This is a genomic window from Emergencia timonensis (assembly GCF_900086585.1).
Lineage (GTDB): Bacteria > Bacillota > Clostridia > Peptostreptococcales > Anaerovoracaceae > Senimuribacter > Senimuribacter timonensis.
On the sequence record NZ_FLKM01000009.1, the window covers coordinates 108,926 to 132,004 of the forward strand.

The following is a 23,079-nucleotide window of genomic DNA, read 5'->3' on the forward strand; positions in this document are numbered from 1 at the left end:
ATGAACAATTACGATCTACGAAAAATTAAAATCGAAGAGACAATCGGAGTTGTATTTGCACTTTTGGCGGGATTTTTCCTCTGTATTGCCAGCGTTACCATGTTTACGAACATGGTAACGCGTACAACTGCTGATATCAACATCAAGATGGTTTACGAACTTTGTCAGTTATGCGGCGCAGGAGTAGCGTCATTTACGATTCCTTATGCGACGATGAAAAGTGCGCATACGGAGATGGATATTATAACGAGTCATCTGAAACCAAGAATCACGGCAGCGTTAGAAGGGATTGCGGGCATCGTGACGGTCATCGTCATGCTGTACACCGTTTATATGCTGGCGGATTATGCATGGATCAGGACGCAGGCCTTGGAACTTACAACCACAAATCATTTGCCAATCTTCATCTTCCGCTGGGTCTATGCATTTGGCATGTTATGTACGCTTTTTGCAGCAGCAATTGAGATGATCGATGCATTTCGAATTGCGATGGGCAAAAAAGTGATTCGCAACAAACAACAATTGGAGACTTATCTCGCAGAGGAAACCGAAGAAATCAATCAGAAACTGGAGAACAAAGACGGAGGTGAACAGATATGACAACGGTAACCATAGGAGTTTTAAGTATCGTATTATTCTTCGTCCTTGCGCTCATAGGCGTTAAAATCTGCTACGCGATGCTGGCAAGTGGAATCGTAGGGCTGCTGTTTATCAGCGGGGCGAAGGGGACAATTTCTGTCGTATCCACTGCGCTGTTCTCGATGATATCCAGCTATGACTATTGTGTATTGCCTATGTTCATACTGATGGCGACCATCATTACGGAAACAGGCATGGGAACCTCACTTTACACTTCTTGCAGAAGCTGGCTGGGGCATTTTAAGGGCGGACTCTGTATCGCAACTATTATCGCGTGCGCCGTTTTCGCTGCAGTTACAGCATTTCCTTGGGCTTCTATCATGGCAGTCGGCGCAATTGCCCTTCCAGAGATGTCCAGGTATGGGTATGACAAAAAAATGGCCTTGGGCTCCATCGCAGCGGGCTCAGAATTAGGAGATTTGATTCCGCCATCCTCCATGTTCATCATCTATGGCATGATGACGAGCACTTCCATCGGGAGTCTGCTCATCGCTGGAATCGTTCCCGGTTTATTGATGGCAGGATTATACGTCATCGTCATAGCTCTTTGGTGCAAAGTAAAACCTGATGCCGGTCCCCGGGGTCCGAAGACGACAGCCAAGGAAAAATTAATTGCTTTGAAAGAGGTATGGCCGATTCTTGTAGTCGTAGCTTTCGTAATGGGCGGTATCTTGATCGGAATCTGTACGCCGACAGAGGCAGGCGCTCTCGGCGCGGTATTGGCCTTCTTTGTCGCTTGTGTGCAGAAGAGAATGAACTTTAAGATTTTCAAAAACATATTGATTGCAAGCGCCAACATGATCGGCATGATCTACATGGTCATTTCCTGTGCAATGCTCATGAAGCAGATGCTTGCGCTTTCAGGTCTGACCTTTGCGATGTCGGATGCAGTTCTGGGGCTGGCGTTGCCGAACGGCGTTCTGATGGTCATCATCCTCATCGTATACATCATCCTGGGAATGTTCTTTGACGCGACTTCCATGATTCTGCTGACAGTCGGCATCTTTCTGCCGATCGTACAGCAATGTGGATATTCAGCCCTTTGGTTCGGCGTCATCATGGTCCGGATGGGAGATATCGGAGGATTGACTCCGCCGATGGGCATGACTGCCTTCTTCTTAAAGGGACTTGCAAAGCGCCCTCTTGCGGAAGTATTCAAGGGCGTTACGCCGTTCCTGGCTGCCGATTTCGTGGGACTTGCCCTGTTGATGTTCTTCCCTGCAATCTGCGAATGGCTGCCTGGAGTGTTAGGATACACAGTGATATGATAGGTGCGATTCGTTCCTATTGAATTATGGAGGGAGTGAAGAAATGAAGAAGTTAACCGCACTTCTTTTCGCGCTGATAATGGTGTTAACCTTTGCAGCCTGCGAAAATGACAACAATAGCACGACAAAAGATACATATAACCTGAATGTCAATTGGGAAAATAATGCCGACAATTTCATGACGGCAAACTGGGACGAATGGCTGGACGCCATTCATGAAAAGTCAGGCGGGCGCATCAAATTCACAAAGTATTATGACTGCACTTTGCTCGATTCAAATGCTGAAATGCAGCAACTTACGGCCGGCGTCGCCGATATCGCAGATGCCAAGCGTTTGGCAAGTGATGGGTTCCATATCAGTGAGAACTGGAAGCTGCTTACGGCTGGGATCCCTTCAGAAGGGCAGGTATCTCTATCCTATGACTTCTGTGAACGGTATCCTGAGATTATGGATGAGTTTAAAGATGTCAAGGTATTAGCACAGTCTTATACGGGCGGAGGCGGCTATCAGCTTCTAACCGTAAATAAAGCGGTGAAAAATCCTGACGATATGAAAGGCATGACAATCTGGTGTGAGCCAGACTGGAATGAATTTGTAAAGGCCTGCGGAGCAACTCCTGTTAATACGCCATGGTCTGAGGTGTACTCTTCCTTACAGAAGAATATGTACGATGGATTGATGATTGCAGCAGAAACGCTGAAATCCTGCAACTTTGCAGAGGTATGTGGCTATGTCACTTACATTGACTTCTGGTATCTGAGCGGACCGGGGTACTACATGAATCTGGATACCTACAACGATCTTCCAAGCGATTTAAAAGCAGTCATAGATGATGAAGTTTTGAGAACAAAATTAGAGGAATCGAATTTTGAAGATGGAATTGCCATTGAGAAAACTTCATTGAAATGGGCAGAAGAAAAATATGGCACTGAAATTATATACCCATCAAAGGAAGCGGAGAAAGCATTTCTGAACAAGCTGACAGAATCCAAAGCCGTCCTCGCTAAGAAACTAGATGATTTAGAGCTGCCTGGCAGCAAAATGGTAGAAACGATTGCTCAATATGCGACACAGTAAAAAGGAGCAAAATGAGAAGGAAATAATGTAAATATCGTAAAACTCTTTGTTCGGAGCGTGTCTTAGCGCAATCTCCGGACAGTTTCTTATGATAGGAGGAGTGAAAAATGAAGACAGTACAGACGGTATTAGGAGAAATAAAGACGGAAGAGCTGGGTTCGGTTTTGATGCATGAGCACGTATGCACGTCCAGTATGGGCGTTGCGCTCAGTTATCCTCAGCTGTATGGCAAAAACTTTGAGCAGCAGATTCTAAGCGACCTGAAAGAAATGAAAGAAAACGGCATTTCAACAGTAGTGGATGCCTCTCCTGTAACGCTGGGAAGAGACGTGAAGGAACTGAAAAAAGTCAGCGAGATTTCGGGAGTCAACATCATTGCCACTACTGGATGGTGGGGCTGCGAGCCGCCGTATCTGGGACCATCTACAGCAGAACAGTGGGCGCAGTGCTTTGCTGACGATATCAACAAGGGGTGTGACGGCACGGATATCAAAGCAGGGATACTAAAGGCATCTATGGATAAGGAAGGCCCGACAGAATGGGTTACAAAGATGCACCATGCAGTGGGTATGGCGCAGAGAGAAACCGGCAAAAAAGTCATGCTTCATACCTACTGCCCGACGGAAACACCGAGGCATCAGCTGAAGTTCTTGAGGGAAGAGGGCGTGGATATGAACGACGTGGTAGTCGATCATATTCCTGAAACCACAGATATCGATTTTGTGAAGTGGATCTATGACCAGGGGGCGTGGATTGGCGTGGATCGAATGCCGATGATCTCTTTCCCGGGCGAATACGCTGTTGGAACAGAAACGAGAATCAAGTTTGTCAAAACCATGTTGGATGCCGGAATGGGGGATAGAATGCTATTCTCTCATGACATCATGTGCGCGTCTACTCTGTATGACAACCAGCCAGAGGAGATCTATAGAGAGGTCTGGAGCGTCTGCCCGGAGAGATTTTTATTCATCAAAAACCGTTTGTTTAAAGAACTGGCAGAAATGGGCTGCGACCCTGCATATCTCTGGAGTCTGACCATTGATAATCCGAGAAAGTTCTTCGAAGGCTAAAGGAGATAGAGAAATGAAAGCATTATTATATAAAAAAGGAGGACGTGCCAACGCCAGCATCTGCCAGGTTCCGGATCCGGTTGTAACTGAAAATCAAGTGTTGGTGCGTGTCATGGCGTGTGGAATCTGTACGCCGGCAGATTCTGGCCACGACAAGGGCACTTCCATGCTAGGAGAATATCCTGTGGTACCCGGGCACGAGTTTGCGGGAATTGTTGAAGCGGTAGGCAGCGAGGTAACACATTTTAAACCGGGAGACCGGGTTGCTGTCGATAACGGAGCGCCATGCGGAACCTGTTATTTCTGTCAGAGAGCGGCCTTTCCATTTTGCGAGAATTACAAAGCGCTAGGTCAGAGCATTGACGGCGGTTTTGCAGAACTGGTCGTATCACCTGAAACACACGTGTACCGGGTTCCCGAAAATGTCTCCATGAAAGCGGCAGCCCTTTCAGAACTGACAGGCTGCGCATTTCACTGTATTGAACGATGTGAAATTCCCTATTCGGGGGATGTGCTCATCATCGGCAGCGGCGCCAGCGGAATGCTCCTCGCCATGCTCGCAAAGAGCTCCCAGGCGGGGACCGTGACGGTCATCGATTCCAATCAGGGCAAGCTCGATAAGATAGCGGCAAAAGGTGTGAACACCGTCCTGGTCGACAGAGAGGATGATGCAAACCATGAAAAGATTTTGATGGAACAGTATCCTCACGGGTTTGACGTCATTATCGATGCGGCAGGAGATCCGGCGCTCAGTGAGCGAACCTTCGAGTTGTTGAAGCCACAGGGAAAGTTTGCAAATTATTCCTTTTCGAACACAGAGAAAAAGGATATTACGCTGAACATTTCTCTCATCGCCAGAAAAGAACTCAACTATATCGGCACGACTTTCCAGCATCATGATTTTGAAAAGGTTCTCAGAGCGATGAGCATGGGTAAGGTTGAACCAGAGCTGATTATTTCCAGAACCTATCCGCTGGAGGACTACTTTGAGGCCCTTGATGAAAACAACCGCAATGAGGATCTCATTAAAATTATCATTGAACCAAATGGCTGTTCCGATGGTAAATAGAAATGGGAATTTGGAGGAGACCATGGGAAAAATAAAATTTGCAGCCAGTGAGTACTGCTTTCCAATCTGGGGTTCGCTTGCCATGGAGATGGCAAAGGAAGCTGGATTTGACGGTATGGAAATTACTGATGGGGGCGGATATTTGCAGCCGCATCCGTTAAATAATGGATATGTGGAATATGAACGTTTGGGACTTGATCTCAGAAGAGAGGATTCCTTTCCGCTGACGGACGAATATGTCCAGAATGATTACATGGAAGCCGCTGCAAAAAACGGAATCGAGCTGATCGGGTTGAAACTGCATCTGCTGGAGACCCAGGGATTTATCAAAGCCCCCAAGGAGACGCTGGCAGGCAGAGAATGCATCGAAACCATCGATAAGGCAATTGCGGCGGCGAAGGCCATGCACATCCCGGCAGTGACCCTTTCTGCCAGAGGTTTATTTGGCGTATTTCAACAGGAGTACGCTTATGAAAAACTCCTATATGCAGCGGAAGCGGGAGAAGACAATGGCATCAAAATCTATGTGGCGACAGAGATAGCAGCGGAAAAACAGATTGCCGCAATCGACTCCCTTGGCAGAAGGGTCAAACTTGATTTTCATACGATCGATCCAGAGACCTGTAATACGGGAGATCCTTCTGAAATGATCAGACAAATCGGCAGAGATCGGATTGGCTGGTTCAGGATCAGGGACTTGAAAGCTGACAGAGAGGGTTTTCTCACAGAAGAAACCGCAGGCAATACGCTTCTGGGTCAGGGTGATTCTAAATTTAAGGAGTGCGCAGAAGCGATCAAAGAGATTGGTTTTGACGGGTGGGTTCTTTCCGATACGGCGTATTACAGCAGTGATCTGAATCCTGTAGGAGGCGATTATGAGACGCTCCTCGCAAAGGATGTAGAAACCTTACAGCATGTTTTTGATCGAAAAGGGAGGAACTCGTATGGCAAGATTTAAATTCGGCGCAGTGGAGTGGGCATTCCCCTGCTGGGGGGAATTAGCCATCAAAATGGCAAGTGAGGCGGGCTTTTCCGGCATGCAGCTAGGAGACGGCGGTGGATCCCTGCAAGGCTATCCATTGAGAAATAAAAGAGTACAAGAATATTATCTGAACGCTGGTGCAAAGTATAACATCGAGTTTCCTCACATTCATTTATATACACTGGGACACCAGGGGTATTTCAGAAGCAGCCTCGATTCCGAGGAAGGCAAAATCTGTCTTGAGAGCATCAGGCAGGGGGTCATCGCTGCATCGGAGATGGGTATTCCCACGGTCGTTATAGACGGAATGCGTATGAATAATGCTGCAAAGAAACAGCATGTCCTGGATGTTTGTGCTTATGCCGTAAAAATGGGGGCGGAATACGGTGTCAACATTGCAATGGAAACAGATATGGAATTAGAGGATCATATCACATTCTTGGATCAATTTGACGGAAAGCTTACGCTGTGCTTCGACACCCACAACCCCTGCATGTACGGAACGGGATATCCGCCAGAAATGATACGGGTGCTGGGAAAGGACCGAATCGACCACTTTCACATTAAAGATAACGGCGGCAACCAGGACGGCTATGTCAATGTAGAATCACCTCTGGTTCCATTTGGAACAGGGATTACCTATTTTGAAGAGGCAGCTCGTGCGGTGAAGGACATCGGCTTTGAAGGTTGGCTCATATCAGAAAATATGTATTATCACAAGTCCATGATGAAAGGCATGTCCAGCTATATCCAGTCTGCAAGGCGGGATGTGGCGGCACTTTACGCCGCATATGGCGAAGAATAGAGAGGAGGCAGAGATGCTACAGACAAAGGAATGGAATTCTCAGATTTTCCAGGTGGTCTGCGTTGTCAGAAATGTAGAAGAGACTATGGAAAATTGGAAACGAATGGTTCAATTTGATATCTCTTCCATAGAGACAGGGAGATCAGATGGTCATGTCAGATCCATTTATCAAGGTCTGCAGATAACGTGCGAGATCAAGTGGGCATGCTTTGATCTTGGCGGCGTGCAGATCAAACTCGTGGAGCCCCTGAACAAAAGCGGCGGAGACCCCTATTCTGATAAACTGAAAAAGAGTGGGCAGGGTTTTCACCATATCGGGTTTTATGCGGAGGACTATCCCGCATTGATTGCAATGTACGAGGCAAAGGGAATTTCTCCGCTGTATGAGGAAGTGACAGAGGGCAGAACTTATAAGCTCTATGACTTTGAAAGCAAAATCGGCATGCGCGCAGCGCCTTGGGATGCCATGGCGGGCCCCTGCGCCAGAGGATAGAAAGGAAGGGTAAGAATCGTGACGAAACTGAATATGGATCTGGTATGCCAGGTGGCGGTCATGGTCAATGACCTGGAAGAGGGACTCGCTGACTTCCGCGAACTGATGGGCATCGATGAAACCTCTGTATCTTATTCTGATTCCCGTGACGCCTATGCCGAAGGCAGGCTGACGGAGGTGAAATATAAAGGCATAGAGGGCGTTTATCACTATCACCAGTACAATTTTTATATGGGAGGTATGGACATCGAATTGTTTGCGCCCCTTCCGGGATATGAAGAAGAATCCAATGTGGTCACCGATTTTTTAAAGGAAAATGGCGGTCCGGGCATTCATCATCTCAATATCAGAATGGTTAACAGAGAAGAGGGCATCGATTATCTGAAGAATGACCTGGGAAAGGTTCCGCTGTACGACTTGTACCATCTGGGAAGACACTGTGCATATTATGATCTGCGAGAGGAACTGGGCATGATTATAGAATACGGCATGCGGGTAGTAGGCCCGAGAGCATCCATGACGGAAGACGAAATTGACAAATTGATCAGGTACCGGGAGGATTAAATGAAAGCGATATTATTCAAAAAAGGCGGCAGAGAAAATGCCTCATATACGGATGTGCCGGATCCGGTTTTAAAGAATACGGACGTACTGATCAGGGTTTACGCGTCGGATATATGTAAGCCTGCAGATGCCGCCCATTACGGGGGTTATTCGGTATTCGGAAGCTATCCGCTCATACCGGGACACGAATATGCTGGCATCGTTGAGGCTATCGGCAAAGATGTGAGGCGCTTTCAGGTCGGTGACAGAGTAACGGCTGATGCCAATAAGCCCTGTGGAAAGTGCTATTACTGCGAGCGCGGCGAAGTGCGGTTCTGTGATAATAATGAAGCCTATGGGCAGACTCTGAACGGCGGATTTGCCCAACTTGTCGCCGTGGATGAAGATCTGGTTTACAGAATTCCTGACAGTGTTTCAATGAAAGCCGCATCGATGACGGAGCTGGTGGGCTGCGCATACAACTGTATGGAAAGATGTAATTTCAAATATGGGTCTGAAGTTCTGATTCTCGGCTGCGGAGCCAGCGGTAATATCCTGGCGCAGATGGCAAAAAGTTCAGCTGCGGCAACAGTAGTTGCCGTTGACATGGTTGCAAGCAAATTAGAAAAAATCAGGACAAGAGGAATCGAAACCATTTTAGTGGACAGGGAGCACTACGAAAAACACGAAACCGTGCTAAAAAAACAATTTCCCCATGGATTTGACTACATCATCGACACGACCGCAGATGCAGACCTTATTACAAGGAGCATAGGGCTATTGAAAAAGGGCGGTACCTTTGTGAACTACGCTTTCCAAAATAACGTGAACATGGCGGAGAAGGTTGAGCTTGATATGAAACTGTTTGCAACAAGACAGCTGAGCTACATTGGTTCCACCTTCCAGCATTTTAAGTTTCCCCAGACACTCAAGGCGATCGAAGAAGGAAAGGTAGATCCGGAGCTTGCAATTACGGAGGTCCTGCCGTTAGATCAATTTTTTGCGGGAATGGAACACGTTCTCAATGATCCCCACACCATCAAAGTGGTGTTCGAGCCTAACGGTCCGTCAGAAGGGAGGTAACAGGTGAAATTACATTTATTAAATAACGGCGTGCTGATCTTAGGAAAGGAAAATCCGGTGCTGCTAGACAGGAACGAGGCTGAAACTAGTAACGACATTCCGGTCCATTCTTTTTTGTTAGATACATCCATTGGCTACATCTTATTCGACTGTGCCTGTGACGATGAAGGCATGAAGGTCTGGCCCGAATGGCTGAAACAGACACCCTATGAGCCGGGTGAGAATGGAACTGTTGTGGATTCGCTTAGAAAAATCGGAATTCAGCCGGAAGAGATCAAGTATGTCGTGCTCTCCCATATGCATGTGGATCACATGGGATGTCTGAAATACTTCCCCGCGGCCAGGACACTAGTCAGTGCAGAGGAATTCATCTCTGTGATGAAAAACTACGCGACGGATCAGCTTACGGATACCTTCCATGTAAAGACGGACATTGAAAACAGTCTTAAGGCAGGCATAAGGTGGCAGCTCACGTATGAAGAAAGCATGCAGCTCTGTGATGAGGTTACCGTGTATCATCTCGGTCCGGGCCACTCTTATGGCATGTTGGCGCTGCTTGTGAAGGGAGAGCAAAGCAATTATATATTGGCATCGGATGCGGTGTATTCGCATGTCCATTATGGGCCGCCTGCACAGATGGCAGGTGTATGTATCGATGAGGCGGGATATTACAGAACTATTGAAAAAATCAGAGCAATTTCTGAAGTGAACAACGCGGAAGTATTCTTTGGTCATGATATGAACCAATTCAAGGAACTGCAGAAGAGATATGCCAGTGGCACACTGTAGAAGGCATCTATTGAATGTCCGTATAAATAATAGTTATAACATAATATTCTGAAAATGAATTGGTTTCTTAGGAACAACCATGATAAAATTTTGTCATAGAAGATATTGCAGATGTTTGAAGAATCAACGAAGTGACATTAAGAGAGAGGAAAAATTGATGAAAAAGAAACTATTGACTGTAGCTCTAGTGATTGCAATGGTCTTTGCCATGGCAGCATGTGGAAGTTCCGGTGACGGAGACGCAGAGAAAACTTACAACCTCAAATTCAGCCTGGCGGTTTCGGAAAACAATTTCCAGGCTGAGAGCTGGCGCGCATGGGCAAAAGCAGTAGAAGAAGCAACCGATGGCAGGGTGAAGTGTACATTTTATTACGATGATACTTTGATCGATGCCAATGCTGAATATCAGCAGTTAGTGGGCGGCGTGGCAGATATTGCAGACGTTCACCGCTATGCAAACGATGGATTCGTCATTTCAGAAAACTGGAAGAGCATCACCTCTGGCGTTCCAGAAGATGCAGTAGTAGATTTCTCCTACAAATTGTTTGAAGAATTTCCTGAAATCGCAGACGAATATAAAGACGTCCATATCTTGGCACAGGGTTTCAACGGCGGCACGATGTATCAGTTATTGACCGTGAACAAAGAAGTAAAGACGCCGGCAGATATGAAGGGGCTGACCATCTGGTGTGAAGCGGACTGGAATGGATTTGTCAAGAATTGCGGCGCAACACCTGTCAACACGCCGTTTTCAGAAGTATACTCATCGCTTCAGAAGAACATGTACGACGGCATGTTAATCCCGACAGAAACACTAGAGTCATGCAACTTTGCAGAAGTATGCAACTACTGTGTCAAATTAAACCTTTGCTATACCAGCGGCGCTGGTCATTTGATGAACCTGGACACTTGGAATTCCCTGCCGGAAGATATTCAGAAGATCATTGACAGCGAGGAAATCCGCAAGGTCGTTGAAGATGCCAATGTCAACGGCTTCAAGGCATCGGAGGAAGGCGCAATGGAGTGGGCTGAAAAGGAATATGGCACGAAAGAAGTCGTATTGACGGACGATCAGCGCGCTGCGTTTATCGAATTGGTGCAGGCAGCAAACCTCGAAAAGGCGAAGGAGCTGGATAAAAAAGGCCTTCCTGGAACAAAGATCGTAGAGGCGTTGGCGAAATGGTCAGAGGAATGGGAAGCTTCTAAAAAATAAATGATAGAATATTAAAACACTTTATACACGTCTCGCAAATTGACAAAAAATTACACAATGTCAGCACGGTGCAACAAATTTATGCACCGTGCTTTTTTTGATTATTTAACTGTGCGGCCTGTCGCGTTACAATCTCTTACAGTAGTTAGTTAGAAGGGAGAGACGACAATATGGACAGATTTTCTGCGGCAGTAGTCAAGCATAGAAAAATCATTTTGATTGTCTGCGTCCTGCTGCTGATACCATCGGTATTCGGCATGCTGGGCACCAGGATCAATTACGATATGCTGACCTATCTGCCGAAAAACTTAGACACGGTGAAAGGGCAGGATATCCTGATGGACGATTACGGCAAAGGAGCCTTTTCGATTATCGTCGTACAGGATCAGACGCCGGCGGAGACGGCGGCAATCAAAAGCAAAATTGAAAAGGTAGATCATGTGGACTCAGTCATCTGGTACAACACCCTGCTGAGCACCGATGTACCGATGGAGATCATTCCTGACAAGTATTACGAAGCGTTTAATAAAGACGGAGGAACCTTGATGGCGGTGTTCTTCGATTCCTCCACTTCGGCCGATGAAACCATCGAGGCCATTGGCCAGGTGAGACAGGTCGCAGGCAGTAATTCCTATGTGACCGGCATGTCGGCTTTGGTCAAAGATCTGAAAGACCTCTGCGAGCAGGAGGAACCCCACTATGTAGGGCTGGCGGTCATCTGCGCGGTCGTAGCGATGATGATTCTGCTGGACTCCTGGATGATTCCGGTCATCTTTCTGGCCAGCATCGGTATGGCCATCATGTACAACCTGGGAACCAATATCTTCCTGGGTGAGATTTCATATATTACAAAGGCGCTGTCGGCGGTATTGCAGCTGGCGGTCACCATGGACTATTCCATCTTCTTGTGGCACAGCTTCGAAGAGGAGCAGTCGATACAGGGCGATAAGGAGCTGGCAATGGCAACGGCCATCAAGCATACCATCAGTTCCGTCATCGGAAGTTCCGTCACTACCATAGCAGGCTTTATCGCACTCTGCTTTATGAGCTTTACTTTGGGCAAGGATCTGGGCATCGTCATGGCAAAAGGCGTCGTCTTCGGCGTCATCGGATGTGTGACTACACTGCCGGCTTTGATTCTCGTTTTCGACAACATCATCGAAAAGACGAGACACCGGTCCATCATACCGGACATGAAGAAGCTTTCTAAATTTGTAGTGAAGAAAAGCCCGATCTTCCTCGCCATCTTCCTGTTGGTGCTGGGGCCTGCGGTTTACGGATATAACAACACGAATATCTATTACGACATGGCTGGGGCGCTGCCAAAGGATATGAATTATGTCATATCCAACAACAAGCTGATGGATCAGTTTGACGTCGGCAATGCGCACATGCTGCTGGTCGATAAGAATATGAACAAAGCCGATGTCCAGGAGATGATCGGCGAATTAGAAGACGTCAAAGGGGTCAAAGCGGCACTTGCCATGGATTCCCTGACAGGGACGCAGATTCCTGACGAAATTTTCCCAGACGAGGTAAGGTCAACTCTCAAGAGTGGCAAATACCAGTTGATGCTGGTGATGAGCGAATACAGGACGGCCAGCAAAGAAGTGAACCGGCAGATCACGGCTATGAACAAAATCGTCAAGTCCTACGACGACAAAGGCATGATCATCGGCGAAGCGGCCTGCACCAAGGATCTGATGAAGACGACCAATCGCGACTTCGCTATCGTAAGCGCGATATCCGTCGTACTGATCTTTATCATCATCGCCATCGTATTAAAGTCGGGCAGCCTTCCGGTCATTCTGGTTGCAACCATTTATTTTGCAATCTTCATCAACCTGGGACTGCCGTATTACACAGGCACCTGGCTGCCGTTTATCGCGCCGATCTGCCTGTCAACCATACAGTTAGGCGCTACAGTGGATTACGCCATTCTGATGACCACCAGATATAAGAGAGAACGACTCGGCGGCTGTGACAGAGATGAAGCGGTGATGACGGCGCTTTCCACTTCGATCCCATCCGTCGTTGTCAGTGCACTAGGATTTTTTGCAGCGACTTTCGGCGTGTCGGTCTACTCGGAGCTGGATATCATCAGCTCCATGTGCAGCCTGATGGCAAGAGGCGCATTCGTCAGCATGCTGGCAGTCATCTTCATTCTGCCGGCCTTCCTGAAGCTGTTTGACGGACTGATCATCAAAACCACTGGCGGCCTGCGGGGTGCGTTTCAATCAAAAAAAGTTAGGAGAGAAGAGGTAATAGAGGCATGAAAAAATATATGAAAGGTGATAAGAGATTAAAAGCGCTTGTGCTGACCTTGATTGTGGCTTTGATTGCACTGGGCGGCGTCAGCATCACATCCTTTGCCGATCAAGGCGCAAAGAAAGAAAACGTCAACGACGGCATTAAGACGACGGCGAGGACGCCGGCAAACGACGAGACCGTCTACCTGCTCACTGACGCAGACGGCAGAGAACATCAGAGAATTGTCAGTGAAAAAGGGACACTTCATTATGACGGCTATGAAAATGCAGAGCTGCCTGTCACGATGAAAATCAGCTATACACTGGACGGCAAAGCCATTACGCCGGAGAAGCTGGCCGGGAAGAGTGGTCACGTGGTCATGCATATCGATTATACAAACCACCAGAAATCCGGCGGCGTCTACGTTCCGTTTATGGCCGTGACAGGGATGATTCTGGATAATCAGTATTTTTCTAATATAAAGGTTACAAACGGAAAGACGGTGGACGACGGAAACAGAAACGTGGCCATCGGCTACAGCTTTCCTGGCATGCAGGAGAGCCTGGGACTTTCAAAGAGCCAGTTGGATGTGCCAGAGAGCATTACGGTTTCATCAGATGTAGAAAACTTTCAAATCGAAACCATCTATACATTTTTGACCAGCGATGTCTTCGCTGAGATGAACATCGACCAAAGCTCGGATTTGAGCGATCTCAGCGCCCAACTGGATAAGCTGAAGGACGGCGCCAGCGAGCTGATCAAAGGCACTGCGCAGCTTTATGAAGGAACCCAGAAGCTGCAGGCAGGAGCAAAAAAATTGACCGCAGGCACTGACACGCTGAAGGCAGGAACCGAAGATTTATATACGGGCACAAAAGATTTGAAAACAGGTGCGGAAAAATTGACTGCCGGTACGAATAATTTGAAGACAGGTGCAGATACTTTATATAACGGCTCTGCGCAGCTCAAAACAGGCGTTTCTGATCTGTCAAATGGCCTGACGCAGATCTCCGCAAGCAGCGCATCGATCAACAGCGGTGCAAAGCAGGTGGTGGAGAGCGTGCTGAAGACAGCCAGCAGCAGCCTGCAGGCGGCAGGAATGAATGTCACGCTGACAGCCGACAATTATGGGCAGGTGCTGGATCAGGCCATTGCTGCCAGCCAGGGGGATATGGCAACACAATTGGCTGGTGTAAAGGACGAGATTGACAACGTGATGACGTTTTATAAAGGGGTATTGACATATACAGCGGGCGTTGACTCCGCGGCACAGGGCGCAAAACAGCTTCCTGGCAGTGTAGATGCGCTGGCAGCAGGCGCCAAGCAGATTTCTGACGGCGCCAGCGCTTTAAAAACCGGGCAGACGCAGTTGTCTGCAGGCATTGACAAATTGAATGGCGGTGCAGAACAGTTATTCAAAGGCACCAGCCAGCTTCGTCTCAAAGAGGGTGAACTGGTTTCTGGCATCAGCCAATTAAATGCAGGAGCAAAGAAGCTCTCCGAAGGGGTAGATCAGATGGCAGAAGAAGGGTTAAAGAAGCTATCGAAGCTTTCTGACAGGGACCTGGCCGGCGTCTTTGACAAGATCAATGCGCTGGAAAATGCGGCGAAGAGCTACAAATCCTTTGGAGACAGAGGGAATTATGACACCGTGAAATTCATCTTTAAAACGGATGAAGTTTCTTCCAAATAATACTAACTAAGCAAAAGGAGGCGGGCGGCTAAACCTGCCTCCTTTTGCATATAATACAGGATATCATTGACTAGGAGAGGGACGTACATTAAACTTTTGTAAAACTAGGCTATTGTTGTCTAGGGTATAGAAAGTATACAGTATTAGTCTCGTTAACTTTGTAACTATGATTGTTTAGCAGATTAAATTGGGGTATAATTACCATGAGGAAAATTTTTATTTTTCTCAAAATTCGGACGGGAGGTGAAGAACAGTGTTTGTTGAAGAACTTACAAAGATAAAAGAAAGTGAAAACTACGCTGATGAGCTTCAGAAAAAGGCAAAAGCAGATTCAAAGCAAGCTTTGGCAGAAGCGAGAGCTAAAGCAGACCAAATTGCCCTGGATGCCGAGAACCGTGCAAAGGACACTTACGATTCTTTGATGAAAGAGGGGCAGGCGAAATCAGATGAGCAATACCATTCATTTTTAGAAAAAACGAAGAATGAATGTAACATTATGATTGAAAATGCCAGAAACAATGAGAGCAAGGCTATTGAATTAATTGCAGAAAGGATTGTGAGGTCAAGTGTCAATAATTAAAATGAAGAAAGTGGCTGTCATAGGCCTTGACACTGTGAAAGAGAAACTCATATCTGAATTGATGGAAGCTGGCGTGATGCAGATTACAGACCAGGGACAGCGGCTTACAGAGGAAGAAACATGGAAAGACCTGGGCGTAAAGGACGGAGATGACAACAAAGTGACCTCTCTGGACGCGCAGATCAATCGGGTATCCTTGGCCCTGGAGACACTGGAGAAGTACAGTACAGCAAAAAGTCCGCTGTTCAAGACGAGAAGAGCTATGAAAAAGGCTGAATTCACAAAGACGCTGGAAGGACGAGAGCAAATCTATGGCGACATCGATTATATCCTCGGTCTTAATGATCAGATTCACAAGCTGCGGGAACTGGTGAACAAGAAGAACGCAGATTTGAGCGCGATCAATCCATGGGTCATTTATGATCTGCCCTTAGAGATTGACGAGACCAGGTACACCAACATCAACCTGGGCGTCGTTCCATCGACAGTAGATGTGGAAAAACTTACGATGCGTGTCAGCGAAGGCCGGGAGGCAGTGGAACTGCGTGAGATCGATCGAGACAGGGATCTGATCTATCTGGTCGTCATCACCATGAAGGATGACCAGGAAGCGGTGATGACCATTCTCAAGCAGTACGGTTACACGCCGACGCCGTTCAAGGATTTTGTCGGAACCGCGGCCGTAAACCGGGAGCGGATCATCAAAGAAATTCAGGAAACGGAAAGCCGGTGCAGCCAGGTTGAGAAAGAAATCAGCACCTTGTACAAGATGAAATATGGTATCGAGTGTGTGTACGATCAGCTGGTCATCGAAAGAGACCGAGAGAAGGTCAAAGGCAGGCTGCTGAAGACCAAGCGTACCTTCAATCTGGAAGGGTGGGTACCTGAACCAGCCATGGAGGTCGTGGACAAGATGCTTACAGAATATCAGTGCTGTTTTGCTTACCGTGACCCGGAAGAAGGCGACGAGGTGCCGGTATTAACCCAGAACAACAGTGTGGTCTATCCGTTTGAATCTATAACGGAGATGTATTCTCTGCCGGATTACAAAGGGGTGGATCCGACCAAATATTTTGCATTCTTTTACGCCATGTTCTTCGGCATCATGCTCAGTGATGCGGGATATGGAATCGTCATCGCCCTGGCATGTTTCATCGTGCTGCGGAAGTTCGCCCTGGAAGGCATGACTTACAAGATGATCAAAATGTTTTTCTATTGTGGTTTATCCACCATATTATGGGGCGCTTTGTTCGGCGGCTGGTTCGGAGATTTCTTCCAAGTCGCGGCAAAAGTCATATTCGGCAAAGAGATTACCATACCGGCCTTGTGGTTCAACCCGATCGACGATCCGACCAGGCTTTTGATCTGGTCCCTGGTATTCGGCGTGATTCACATCTTCCTGGGCATGGCCATCAAAGCGGGCATGCTGATCAAAGAAGGCAAATGGCTGGATGCGGTCTTCGACGTCTTCTCCTGGTATTTAGTCATACTGGGTGCAGCCATGTGGCTGGGCGGAAGCTCCATATCAGAAGCTCTGGTAAAGCCGGGCATGTATATGGCCATCGCAGGAGCGGCAATCCTTCTGCTCACTGGCGGAAGGAACAAAAAAGGCTTTGGAAAAGTCATCGGAGGATTCAGTTCCCTATATGATATTACAAGTTATCTGTCGGATATCTTATCCTACGCCAGACTGCTGGCTCTGGGACTTGCGACCGGCGTTATCGCTCAGGTCGTCAACCTGATGGGTTCTCTGGCAGGAGGCGGCATCGCAGGCGCGCTGATACTGCTCTTTGCATTTATTATCGGCCATACCTTTAACCTGGCCATCAATGCATTGGGAGCGTTCGTGCATTCGAGCAGATTGCAATATATCGAATTCTTCGGCAAGTTCTATGAGGACGGCGGAGAAGAGTTTGATCCATTTAGAAAAAATACAAAATATGTCAGATTGACAAATGACACAGACGGAGGTAAAAAATGATTACTGGAAATGTTATGGCACTGATAGGTGCGGCAATTGCAGCTTTAGCTGGTATAGGAAGTGCGATGGGTGTCGGTATTGCAGGGCAGGCGGCTGCCGGTGTTTTGGCTGAAGATCCAAAGAAGTTCGGTAAAACTCTGATTTTGCAGGCGCTGCCGGGAACACAGGGCATCTACGGCCTGCTGATGGCCTTTCTGATCTTCGTAAAGATCGGCCTCTTCGGCGGCAATATGATTGATCTGACCTTGACTCAGGGTCTATATATCTTCGCATCAGGCCTTCCGATCGGACTTGTCGGCATCTGGTCCGCTATTTCACAGGGAAAAACTGCTGCTGCCGGCATCATGCTGTTGGGCAAGCGGCCGGATCAGATGGTAAAGGGAATTATTTATGCGGCAATGGTTGAGACTTACGCGATTTTCGCACTGCTGGTTTCCATTTTGATGCTGTTCAACCTTGGACTGTAATGAAGGAGCAAAATCATGAGCATAGAGAAGATTACATCAAAGATCGTCAGTGACGCAGAGAGCATAGCGCAGGTCACCTTGGACGAAGCGAAAGCTGAGTGTGATGCAATCCTTGCCAGAGCAGAATCCGAAGCAGAAAAAGTTCTCAGGGAGGCCCAAGAGCGCGGCCAGAAAGAGAAAGAAAAATTGATCAGCAGAAGAAAAGCAGTGGCTGACATCGATGGAAGGAAGATCATTCTGGAAGAAAAGCAGAAGCTGATTACGGAGTGTTTTGATAGAGCCATCGAACAGATCGCTTCCATGGAAAAAGAAGAATATATTGCTTTTCTTGCCGGCCTGGTGAAAAAGACCGGAGAAACCGAAGGAGAACTCATTCTAAATGAAAAGGATGCAGCCTCAGTGGGAACGGATTTGGTCAACGTGTTATCGAAGGAGCTTGCAGGCAGCAAGATTACATTATCAAAAGAGACGAAGAACATCAGAGGCGGGTTTTTACTGAAAAAAGGTTCCATTTATATCAACGGAACCGTCGAGGCTCTCGTTGAGGAGGCCAGGGAAGATCTGGTAGGAGAAGTCGCCGCCCAGTTGTTCCAGTAAGGAGATAGATTCTATGGCAAAGCGTAAAACAGAAGAATACACCTTTGCAGACGCATATATAGGAAGTTACACGAGGAATCTGATGAGCTGGCAGGATATGATGAGGCTGGCTTCATGCAAAGATCTGGACGCTGCAGAAGCAGTTCTGCAGGAGTTCGGATACGGCGAAGCCAAAGAACTTCACGAGGGCGATGTGGAAGCTTTTATCAGGAGGGAGCAGAACAAGCATTTCAACTTGATCTACGATACCCTTCCGGATAGAAAAGAGCTGGCGCTCTGTCTGTTTCCTTATGACTATCACAACGTCAAGGTCTGTCTGAAGTCAGAGTTTCTCGGAATTACCCCCGACGACACTTATCTGGTTTCCACAGGCGATATCGATTGGATGAAGGTGGTGGCCATGGTCAGGGACAGAAACTACATGTTCATGCCCGTCAACATGAAACACGCCATCATCGAGGCAACAGATCTCTTCAGTCGAGGCGGTGATCCTCAGGAAATCGATATCATCCTGGATAAGGCGTGTTACAAGGATATGCTGAAGGCCGCAGAAGAGACAGGTGAGGACTTTCTGATCGGAATTGTAAAACTTCAGATCGATATTCTGAATTTGAAGACATTTGTCAGGCTGAGACAGATTGAAAAGCCATGGTCCTTCTTCCAAAAAGTTTTTTTGGAGGGAGGCAATATCAGTGAGCAGTTCTTTATTGCAAGCTACGAGGAACCCTTTGCACAGATTGCAGATAAACTGGCTGTCTATGGGCTGAAAGAGGCTATGGCAGAGGGGGGCAAGGAAATCAAAGAGACAGGTGATTTCAACCTCTTTGAGAAGCTGTGCGATAACCAGATGATGGAATATAATAAGAAGGCAAAGTATGAAACCTTCGGTATCGTTCCTATCGCAGGTTACTGGTATGCAAAGGAGCTGGAAATCGACAATCTGAGGATCATCCTGACCGGGATTCTGATCGGTTCATCGGCTGAACAAATCAGTGAAAGATTGAGGGAGCCATATGTATAAAATAGGTGTAATAGGCGAGAGGGACTCGGTCCTAGGTTTTAAAGCCGTGGGGCTGGACGTACACCCTTGCAGCCAAAGTGACGAAGCAAAGAAAATCCTTCATCAGCTGGCTAAGGACGAATACGCGATTATCTATATTACGGAAGGTCTGGCTGCTGATATGGTGAAGGATATTGATAAATACAAGGACTCAAGACTTCCAGCGATTATTCCGATCCCCGGCAAAGAAGGGGCATCGGGTACGGGAATGGACAGTGTCAGAAAGTCCGTCGAGCGTGCTGTGGGCGCAGACATACTATTTGGAGGTGAAAAGTAGATGAGTCAGGGAAAAATCGTTAAGGTATCAGGACCACTGGTCGTCGCATCCGGCATGGAAGACGCCGACATGTTTGACGTCGTGCGCGTAGGTGATCTTGGACTGATTGGCGAAATAATAGAAATGAGAGGCGACATGGCCTCCATCCAGGTATACGAGGAAACTGCCGGTATTGGACCCGGCGCTCCAGTGGTATCGACTGGCGCGCAGCTTTCTGTAGAGCTGGGACCTGGACTGATAGAAACCATGTACGACGGTATTCAGAGGCCGCTGGAAGCCATGAGAGCGCAGGTCGGCTCTAATATCACCAGAGGTATCAATGTACCGGCTCTCGACAGAGAGAGAAAATGGAAGTTTGAGCCGGCTGTAAAGGCTGGAGACAGTGTGGAGGCCGGCGATATCATCGGTACGGTCCAGGAAACGGTCGTTGTAGAGCAGAAAATCATGGTGCCTTATGGAATCAAAGGAACTGTTGAAAACATCCAGGCCGGCGAATTCACCGTGGAAGAAGTGGTCTGCAGTGTAAAAAAAGAGGACGGATCTGTTGCAGATCTGACCATGATGCAGAAATGGCCTGTCAGACGCGGCCGCCCATACAAAGAGAAGTTAGTGCCAGAAATGCCGCTGATCACAGGACAGCGTGTCATCGACACCCTGTTTCCCATTGCAAAGGGCGGCGTGGCTGCGATTCCGGGACCATTCGGTTCAGGAAAGACGGTTACCCAGCATCAGCTGGCAAAATGGGCTGACGCGGACATCGTAGTTTACATCGGCTGCGGAGAGCGCGGCAATGAGATGACAGACGTATTGATGGAGTTCCCGGAACTGAAGGACCCTCGTTCCGGCGAGTCTCTGATGAAGAGGACTGTATTGATCGCCAATACCTCCGACATGCCAGTAGCTGCCCGTGAAGCTTCTATCTATACCGGTATCACCATCGCAGAATATTTCAGAGACATGGGTTATTCTGTAGCTCTGATGGCGGACTCCACCTCCAGATGGGCAGAAGCCCTGCGTGAGATGAGCGGCCGTCTCGAGGAGATGCCTGGTGAAGAAGGATATCCGGCATACCTGGGTTCCAGACTTGCCCAGTTCTACGAAAGAGCTGGCCGTGTGGTTTCGCTGGGTGCAAATGGAAGAGTCGGCGCACTGTCGGCCATCGGCGCCGTATCCCCTCCGGGAGGAGATATCTCCGAGCCAGTATCCCAGGCGACCCTTCGTATCGTAAAGGTATTCTGGTGTCTGGATTCCTCATTGGCGTATAAGAGACATTTTCCAGCTATCAACTGGCTGCAGAGTTACTCTCTCTATATCGACAGACTGACCCAGTGGTATGAAGAAAACGTCAGCAAAGAATTTCCGCAGCTCAGAAGCCAGGCTTTGGTCCTGCTGCAGGACGAAGCGGAACTAGACGAAATCGTACAGCTGGTCGGCGTGGATGCGCTGTCCTTCGAAGACAGAATCAAGCTGGAGGCGTGCAAATCCATTCGTGAGGACTATCTGCACCAGAACTCTTTCCACGAAATCGATACCTATTCCTCACTGAATAAGCAGTTCAAGATGCTGAAACTGATTATTGCCTACTACAATCTGGCAAAGGATGCCATCAGCAAGGGCGCGCCTTTCAATCAGGTGGCAGGCATGGCGGTGAGAGAGACCATCGGCAGATTTAAATACGTGGAAGAAGAGAAAATCGACGCTGCCTATGAAGAAACACTGGCAGAGATGAAGAAAGAAATCGCAGATTTGATCAGTAAGGAGGCTGAGGACGATGATTAAAGAATATAAGACAATATCGGAAGTTGCAGGTCCTCTGATGCTTGTCAAAAATGTGAATGATGTAACTTACGATGAACTTGGAGAGATTATTCTCCCCAGCGGAGAAAAACGACTCTGCAAGGTTCTTGAAATCAACGGAAGCGATGCCCTGGTACAGCTCTTTGAGAGTTCCGCCGGCATCAACCTGAAAGAAAGTTCCGTTAAATTCTTAGGCAAGGGTACCCAGCTGGGCGTATCGCCGGAAATGCTGGGCAGAGTCTTTGACGGTATGGGAAGACCGATGGACGGAGGACCTGACATCATTGCCGTCAAGAAGATGGATACCAACGGACTGCCGATGAACCCGGCGGCCAGAGACTATCCGGCTGAGTTCATTCAAACTGGCGTATCGGCCATCGACGGATTGAATACGCTGGTAAGAGGACAGAAGCTGCCAATTTTCTCGGGCTCCGGTCTGCCCCATGCGGAACTGGCGGCGCAGATCGCCCGTCAGGCCAAGGTTATCGGTGGCGAAAGCAACTTCGCCGTCGTCTTTGCAGCCATCGGTATCACCTACGAAGAAGCGGACTTCTTCGCATCGGACTTCCGGCGCACGGGCGCCATCGACAGAACTGTCATGTTCATGAACCTGGCCAACGACCCGGCGGTAGAGCGTATCGCAACGCCGCGTATGGCGCTGACCGCAGCGGAATACCTGGCTTTTGACCTGGGCATGCACGTGCTGGTCATTTTGACAGACATCACCAACTATGCAGAAGCGCTGCGTGAGGTGTCCGCCGCTCGTAAGGAAGTACCGGGACGCCGCGGCTATCCTGGCTACCTTTATACAGACCTCGCCACCATGTACGAGAGAGCTGGCAGAAAGAGGGACACGGACGGTTCTATCACGATGATTCCGATTCTGACTATGCCAGAAGACGATAAGACCCATCCGATTCCGGACCTGACCGGATATATCACAGAGGGACAGATCATCCTCTCTCGCGAACTGTTCAGAAAGGGCATCAAACCGCCGATTGACGTACTGCCGTCTCTGTCCCGTCTGAAGGACAAGGGAATCGGCAAGGGCAAGACGAGAGAAGACCATGCTGATACCATGAACCAGCTCTTCGCAGCCTATGCCCGCGGCAAAGAGTGTCTGGAACTGATGACCATTCTCGGTGAAGCCGCTTTGACGGACATCGACCTGATGTACGCCAAATTCAGCCAGCAGTTTGAAAAGCAGTATGTAAATCAAGGCTATGAGACGGATCGAAGCATTGAAGACACATTGAACTTAGGATGGGAGCTGCTGAAGCTGCTTCCGAAGAGTGAACTCAAGAGAATCAGAGACGAGTATATCGAGAAATATTTAGGGTAGGTG

General features: G+C 48.1%; 22 protein-coding genes. All 22 read left to right on the forward strand.

Going from position 1 to position 23,079, the window contains the following annotated elements:
• The 22 genes from BN6539_RS11445 (at nt 1) to BN6539_RS11550 (ending at nt 23,076) form a co-directional block, all read left to right on the forward strand.
• Nucleotides 1–600: a TRAP transporter small permease gene (locus BN6539_RS11445; protein ID WP_067538460.1), complete on the forward strand. Its 600-nt coding sequence runs from the start codon at nt 1–3 to the stop codon at nt 598–600.
• Nucleotides 597–1,907 (forward strand): TRAP transporter large permease, encoded by a 1,311-nt coding sequence (locus BN6539_RS11450; protein ID WP_067538463.1) that lies wholly within the window; start codon nt 597–599, stop codon nt 1,905–1,907. Before BN6539_RS11445 ends, BN6539_RS11450 begins: the two co-directional genes overlap by 4 nt.
• A 43-nt stretch (nt 1,908–1,950) precedes the next feature.
• Nucleotides 1,951–2,985 (forward strand): TRAP transporter substrate-binding protein, encoded by a 1,035-nt coding sequence (locus BN6539_RS11455; protein ID WP_067538466.1) that lies wholly within the window; start codon nt 1,951–1,953, stop codon nt 2,983–2,985.
• A 107-nt stretch (nt 2,986–3,092) separates the two neighbouring features.
• On the forward strand, nt 3,093–4,055 hold the full coding sequence (locus tag BN6539_RS11460) for a phosphotriesterase family protein (protein WP_067538469.1): 963 nt from the start codon (nt 3,093–3,095) through the stop codon (nt 4,053–4,055).
• Between the two features lie 13 nt (nt 4,056–4,068).
• Nucleotides 4,069–5,124, forward strand: coding sequence for a zinc-dependent alcohol dehydrogenase (locus tag BN6539_RS11465; RefSeq protein WP_067538472.1), 1,056 nt, complete (start codon nt 4,069–4,071; stop codon nt 5,122–5,124).
• A gap of 22 nt (nt 5,125–5,146) precedes the next feature.
• A complete protein-coding gene (locus BN6539_RS11470; RefSeq protein WP_067538475.1) occupies nt 5,147–6,082 on the forward strand; it encodes a TIM barrel protein in 936 nt (311 codons plus the stop codon).
• On the forward strand, nt 6,069–6,911 hold the full coding sequence (locus tag BN6539_RS11475) for a sugar phosphate isomerase/epimerase family protein (protein ID WP_067538479.1): 843 nt from the start codon (nt 6,069–6,071) through the stop codon (nt 6,909–6,911). Before BN6539_RS11470 ends, BN6539_RS11475 begins: the two co-directional genes overlap by 14 nt.
• A gap of 13 nt (nt 6,912–6,924) precedes the next feature.
• Nucleotides 6,925–7,404 (forward strand): VOC family protein, encoded by a 480-nt coding sequence (locus tag BN6539_RS11480; RefSeq protein WP_067538482.1) that lies wholly within the window; start codon nt 6,925–6,927, stop codon nt 7,402–7,404.
• Between the two features lie 18 nt (nt 7,405–7,422).
• On the forward strand, nt 7,423–7,968 hold the full coding sequence (locus BN6539_RS11485; protein WP_067538484.1) for a VOC family protein: 546 nt from the start codon (nt 7,423–7,425) through the stop codon (nt 7,966–7,968).
• On the forward strand, nt 7,969–9,030 hold the full coding sequence (locus BN6539_RS11490) for an alcohol dehydrogenase catalytic domain-containing protein (RefSeq protein WP_067538488.1): 1,062 nt from the start codon (nt 7,969–7,971) through the stop codon (nt 9,028–9,030).
• Between the two features lie 3 nt (nt 9,031–9,033).
• Complete coding sequence (locus BN6539_RS11495) at nt 9,034–9,819, forward strand: N-acyl homoserine lactonase family protein (protein ID WP_067538493.1); 786 nt, start codon at nt 9,034–9,036, stop codon at nt 9,817–9,819.
• Between the two features lie 157 nt (nt 9,820–9,976).
• Nucleotides 9,977–11,032, forward strand: a complete 1,056-nt coding sequence (locus BN6539_RS11500) for a TRAP transporter substrate-binding protein (protein WP_067538496.1) — start codon at nt 9,977–9,979, stop codon at nt 11,030–11,032.
• A 170-nt stretch (nt 11,033–11,202) separates the two neighbouring features.
• Nucleotides 11,203–13,308 (forward strand): efflux RND transporter permease subunit, encoded by a 2,106-nt coding sequence (locus BN6539_RS11505; RefSeq protein WP_067538499.1) that lies wholly within the window; start codon nt 11,203–11,205, stop codon nt 13,306–13,308.
• Entirely contained in the window at nt 13,305–14,975 is a 1,671-nt protein-coding gene (locus tag BN6539_RS11510; RefSeq protein WP_067538501.1) for a YhgE/Pip domain-containing protein, read from the forward strand. Before BN6539_RS11505 ends, BN6539_RS11510 begins: the two co-directional genes overlap by 4 nt.
• A 253-nt stretch (nt 14,976–15,228) precedes the next feature.
• Nucleotides 15,229–15,555, forward strand: a complete 327-nt coding sequence (locus BN6539_RS11515) for a hypothetical protein (RefSeq protein ID WP_067538504.1) — start codon at nt 15,229–15,231, stop codon at nt 15,553–15,555.
• Between the two features lies 1 nt (nt 15,556).
• A complete protein-coding gene (locus tag BN6539_RS11520; protein WP_082907489.1) occupies nt 15,557–17,536 on the forward strand; it encodes a V-type ATP synthase subunit I in 1,980 nt (659 codons plus the stop codon).
• Nucleotides 17,533–18,003 (forward strand): V-type ATP synthase subunit K, encoded by a 471-nt coding sequence (locus BN6539_RS11525; protein ID WP_067538510.1) that lies wholly within the window; start codon nt 17,533–17,535, stop codon nt 18,001–18,003. The genes BN6539_RS11520 and BN6539_RS11525 overlap by 4 nt, the downstream gene beginning before the upstream one ends.
• A 15-nt stretch (nt 18,004–18,018) precedes the next feature.
• A complete protein-coding gene (locus BN6539_RS11530; RefSeq protein ID WP_067538513.1) occupies nt 18,019–18,600 on the forward strand; it encodes a V-type ATP synthase subunit E in 582 nt (193 codons plus the stop codon).
• Between the two features lie 13 nt (nt 18,601–18,613).
• The gene (locus BN6539_RS11535; RefSeq protein ID WP_067538516.1) at nt 18,614–19,621 is read left to right on the forward strand and encodes a V-type ATPase subunit; all 1,008 of its coding nucleotides are present in this window, start codon (nt 18,614–18,616) and stop codon (nt 19,619–19,621) included.
• Entirely contained in the window at nt 19,614–19,937 is a 324-nt protein-coding gene (locus BN6539_RS11540) for a V-type ATP synthase subunit F (RefSeq protein WP_067538519.1), read from the forward strand. Before BN6539_RS11535 ends, BN6539_RS11540 begins: the two co-directional genes overlap by 8 nt.
• A complete protein-coding gene (locus BN6539_RS11545; protein WP_067538522.1) occupies nt 19,938–21,716 on the forward strand; it encodes a V-type ATP synthase subunit A in 1,779 nt (592 codons plus the stop codon).
• A complete protein-coding gene (locus BN6539_RS11550; protein ID WP_067538526.1) occupies nt 21,709–23,076 on the forward strand; it encodes a V-type ATP synthase subunit B in 1,368 nt (455 codons plus the stop codon). Before BN6539_RS11545 ends, BN6539_RS11550 begins: the two co-directional genes overlap by 8 nt.
• Nucleotides 23,077–23,079 lie beyond the last annotated feature (3 nt).

Excerpts from the sequence above, each read along its gene's own strand:
- BN6539_RS11470 (WP_067538475.1), top strand. The coding sequence starts at position 5,147 with ATGGGAAAAATAAAATTTGCAGCCAGTGAGTACTGCTTTCCAATCTGG.
- BN6539_RS11455 (WP_067538466.1), top strand. The coding sequence starts at position 1,951 with ATGAAGAAGTTAACCGCACTTCTTTTCGCGCTGATAATGGTGTTAACC.
- BN6539_RS11510 (WP_067538501.1), top strand. The coding sequence starts at position 13,305 with ATGAAAAAATATATGAAAGGTGATAAGAGATTAAAAGCGCTTGTGCTG.
- BN6539_RS11460 (WP_067538469.1), top strand. The coding sequence starts at position 3,093 with ATGAAGACAGTACAGACGGTATTAGGAGAAATAAAGACGGAAGAGCTG.
- BN6539_RS11450 (WP_067538463.1), top strand. The coding sequence starts at position 597 with ATGACAACGGTAACCATAGGAGTTTTAAGTATCGTATTATTCTTCGTC.
- BN6539_RS11545 (WP_067538522.1), top strand. The coding sequence starts at position 19,938 with ATGAGTCAGGGAAAAATCGTTAAGGTATCAGGACCACTGGTCGTCGCA.
- BN6539_RS11550 (WP_067538526.1), top strand. The coding sequence starts at position 21,709 with ATGATTAAAGAATATAAGACAATATCGGAAGTTGCAGGTCCTCTGATG.
- BN6539_RS11520 (WP_082907489.1), top strand. The coding sequence starts at position 15,557 with ATGAAGAAAGTGGCTGTCATAGGCCTTGACACTGTGAAAGAGAAACTC.
- BN6539_RS11540 (WP_067538519.1), top strand. The coding sequence starts at position 19,614 with ATGTATAAAATAGGTGTAATAGGCGAGAGGGACTCGGTCCTAGGTTTT.
- BN6539_RS11535 (WP_067538516.1), top strand. The coding sequence starts at position 18,614 with ATGGCAAAGCGTAAAACAGAAGAATACACCTTTGCAGACGCATATATA.
- BN6539_RS11500 (WP_067538496.1), top strand. The coding sequence starts at position 9,977 with ATGAAAAAGAAACTATTGACTGTAGCTCTAGTGATTGCAATGGTCTTT.
- BN6539_RS11465 (WP_067538472.1), top strand. The coding sequence starts at position 4,069 with ATGAAAGCATTATTATATAAAAAAGGAGGACGTGCCAACGCCAGCATC.
- BN6539_RS11490 (WP_067538488.1), top strand. The coding sequence starts at position 7,969 with ATGAAAGCGATATTATTCAAAAAAGGCGGCAGAGAAAATGCCTCATAT.
- BN6539_RS11530 (WP_067538513.1), top strand. The coding sequence starts at position 18,019 with ATGAGCATAGAGAAGATTACATCAAAGATCGTCAGTGACGCAGAGAGC.
- BN6539_RS11525 (WP_067538510.1), top strand. The coding sequence starts at position 17,533 with ATGATTACTGGAAATGTTATGGCACTGATAGGTGCGGCAATTGCAGCT.
- BN6539_RS11480 (WP_067538482.1), top strand. The coding sequence starts at position 6,925 with ATGCTACAGACAAAGGAATGGAATTCTCAGATTTTCCAGGTGGTCTGC.
- BN6539_RS11445 (WP_067538460.1), top strand. The coding sequence starts at position 1 with ATGAACAATTACGATCTACGAAAAATTAAAATCGAAGAGACAATCGGA.
- BN6539_RS11505 (WP_067538499.1), top strand. The coding sequence starts at position 11,203 with ATGGACAGATTTTCTGCGGCAGTAGTCAAGCATAGAAAAATCATTTTG.
- BN6539_RS11475 (WP_067538479.1), top strand. The coding sequence starts at position 6,069 with ATGGCAAGATTTAAATTCGGCGCAGTGGAGTGGGCATTCCCCTGCTGG.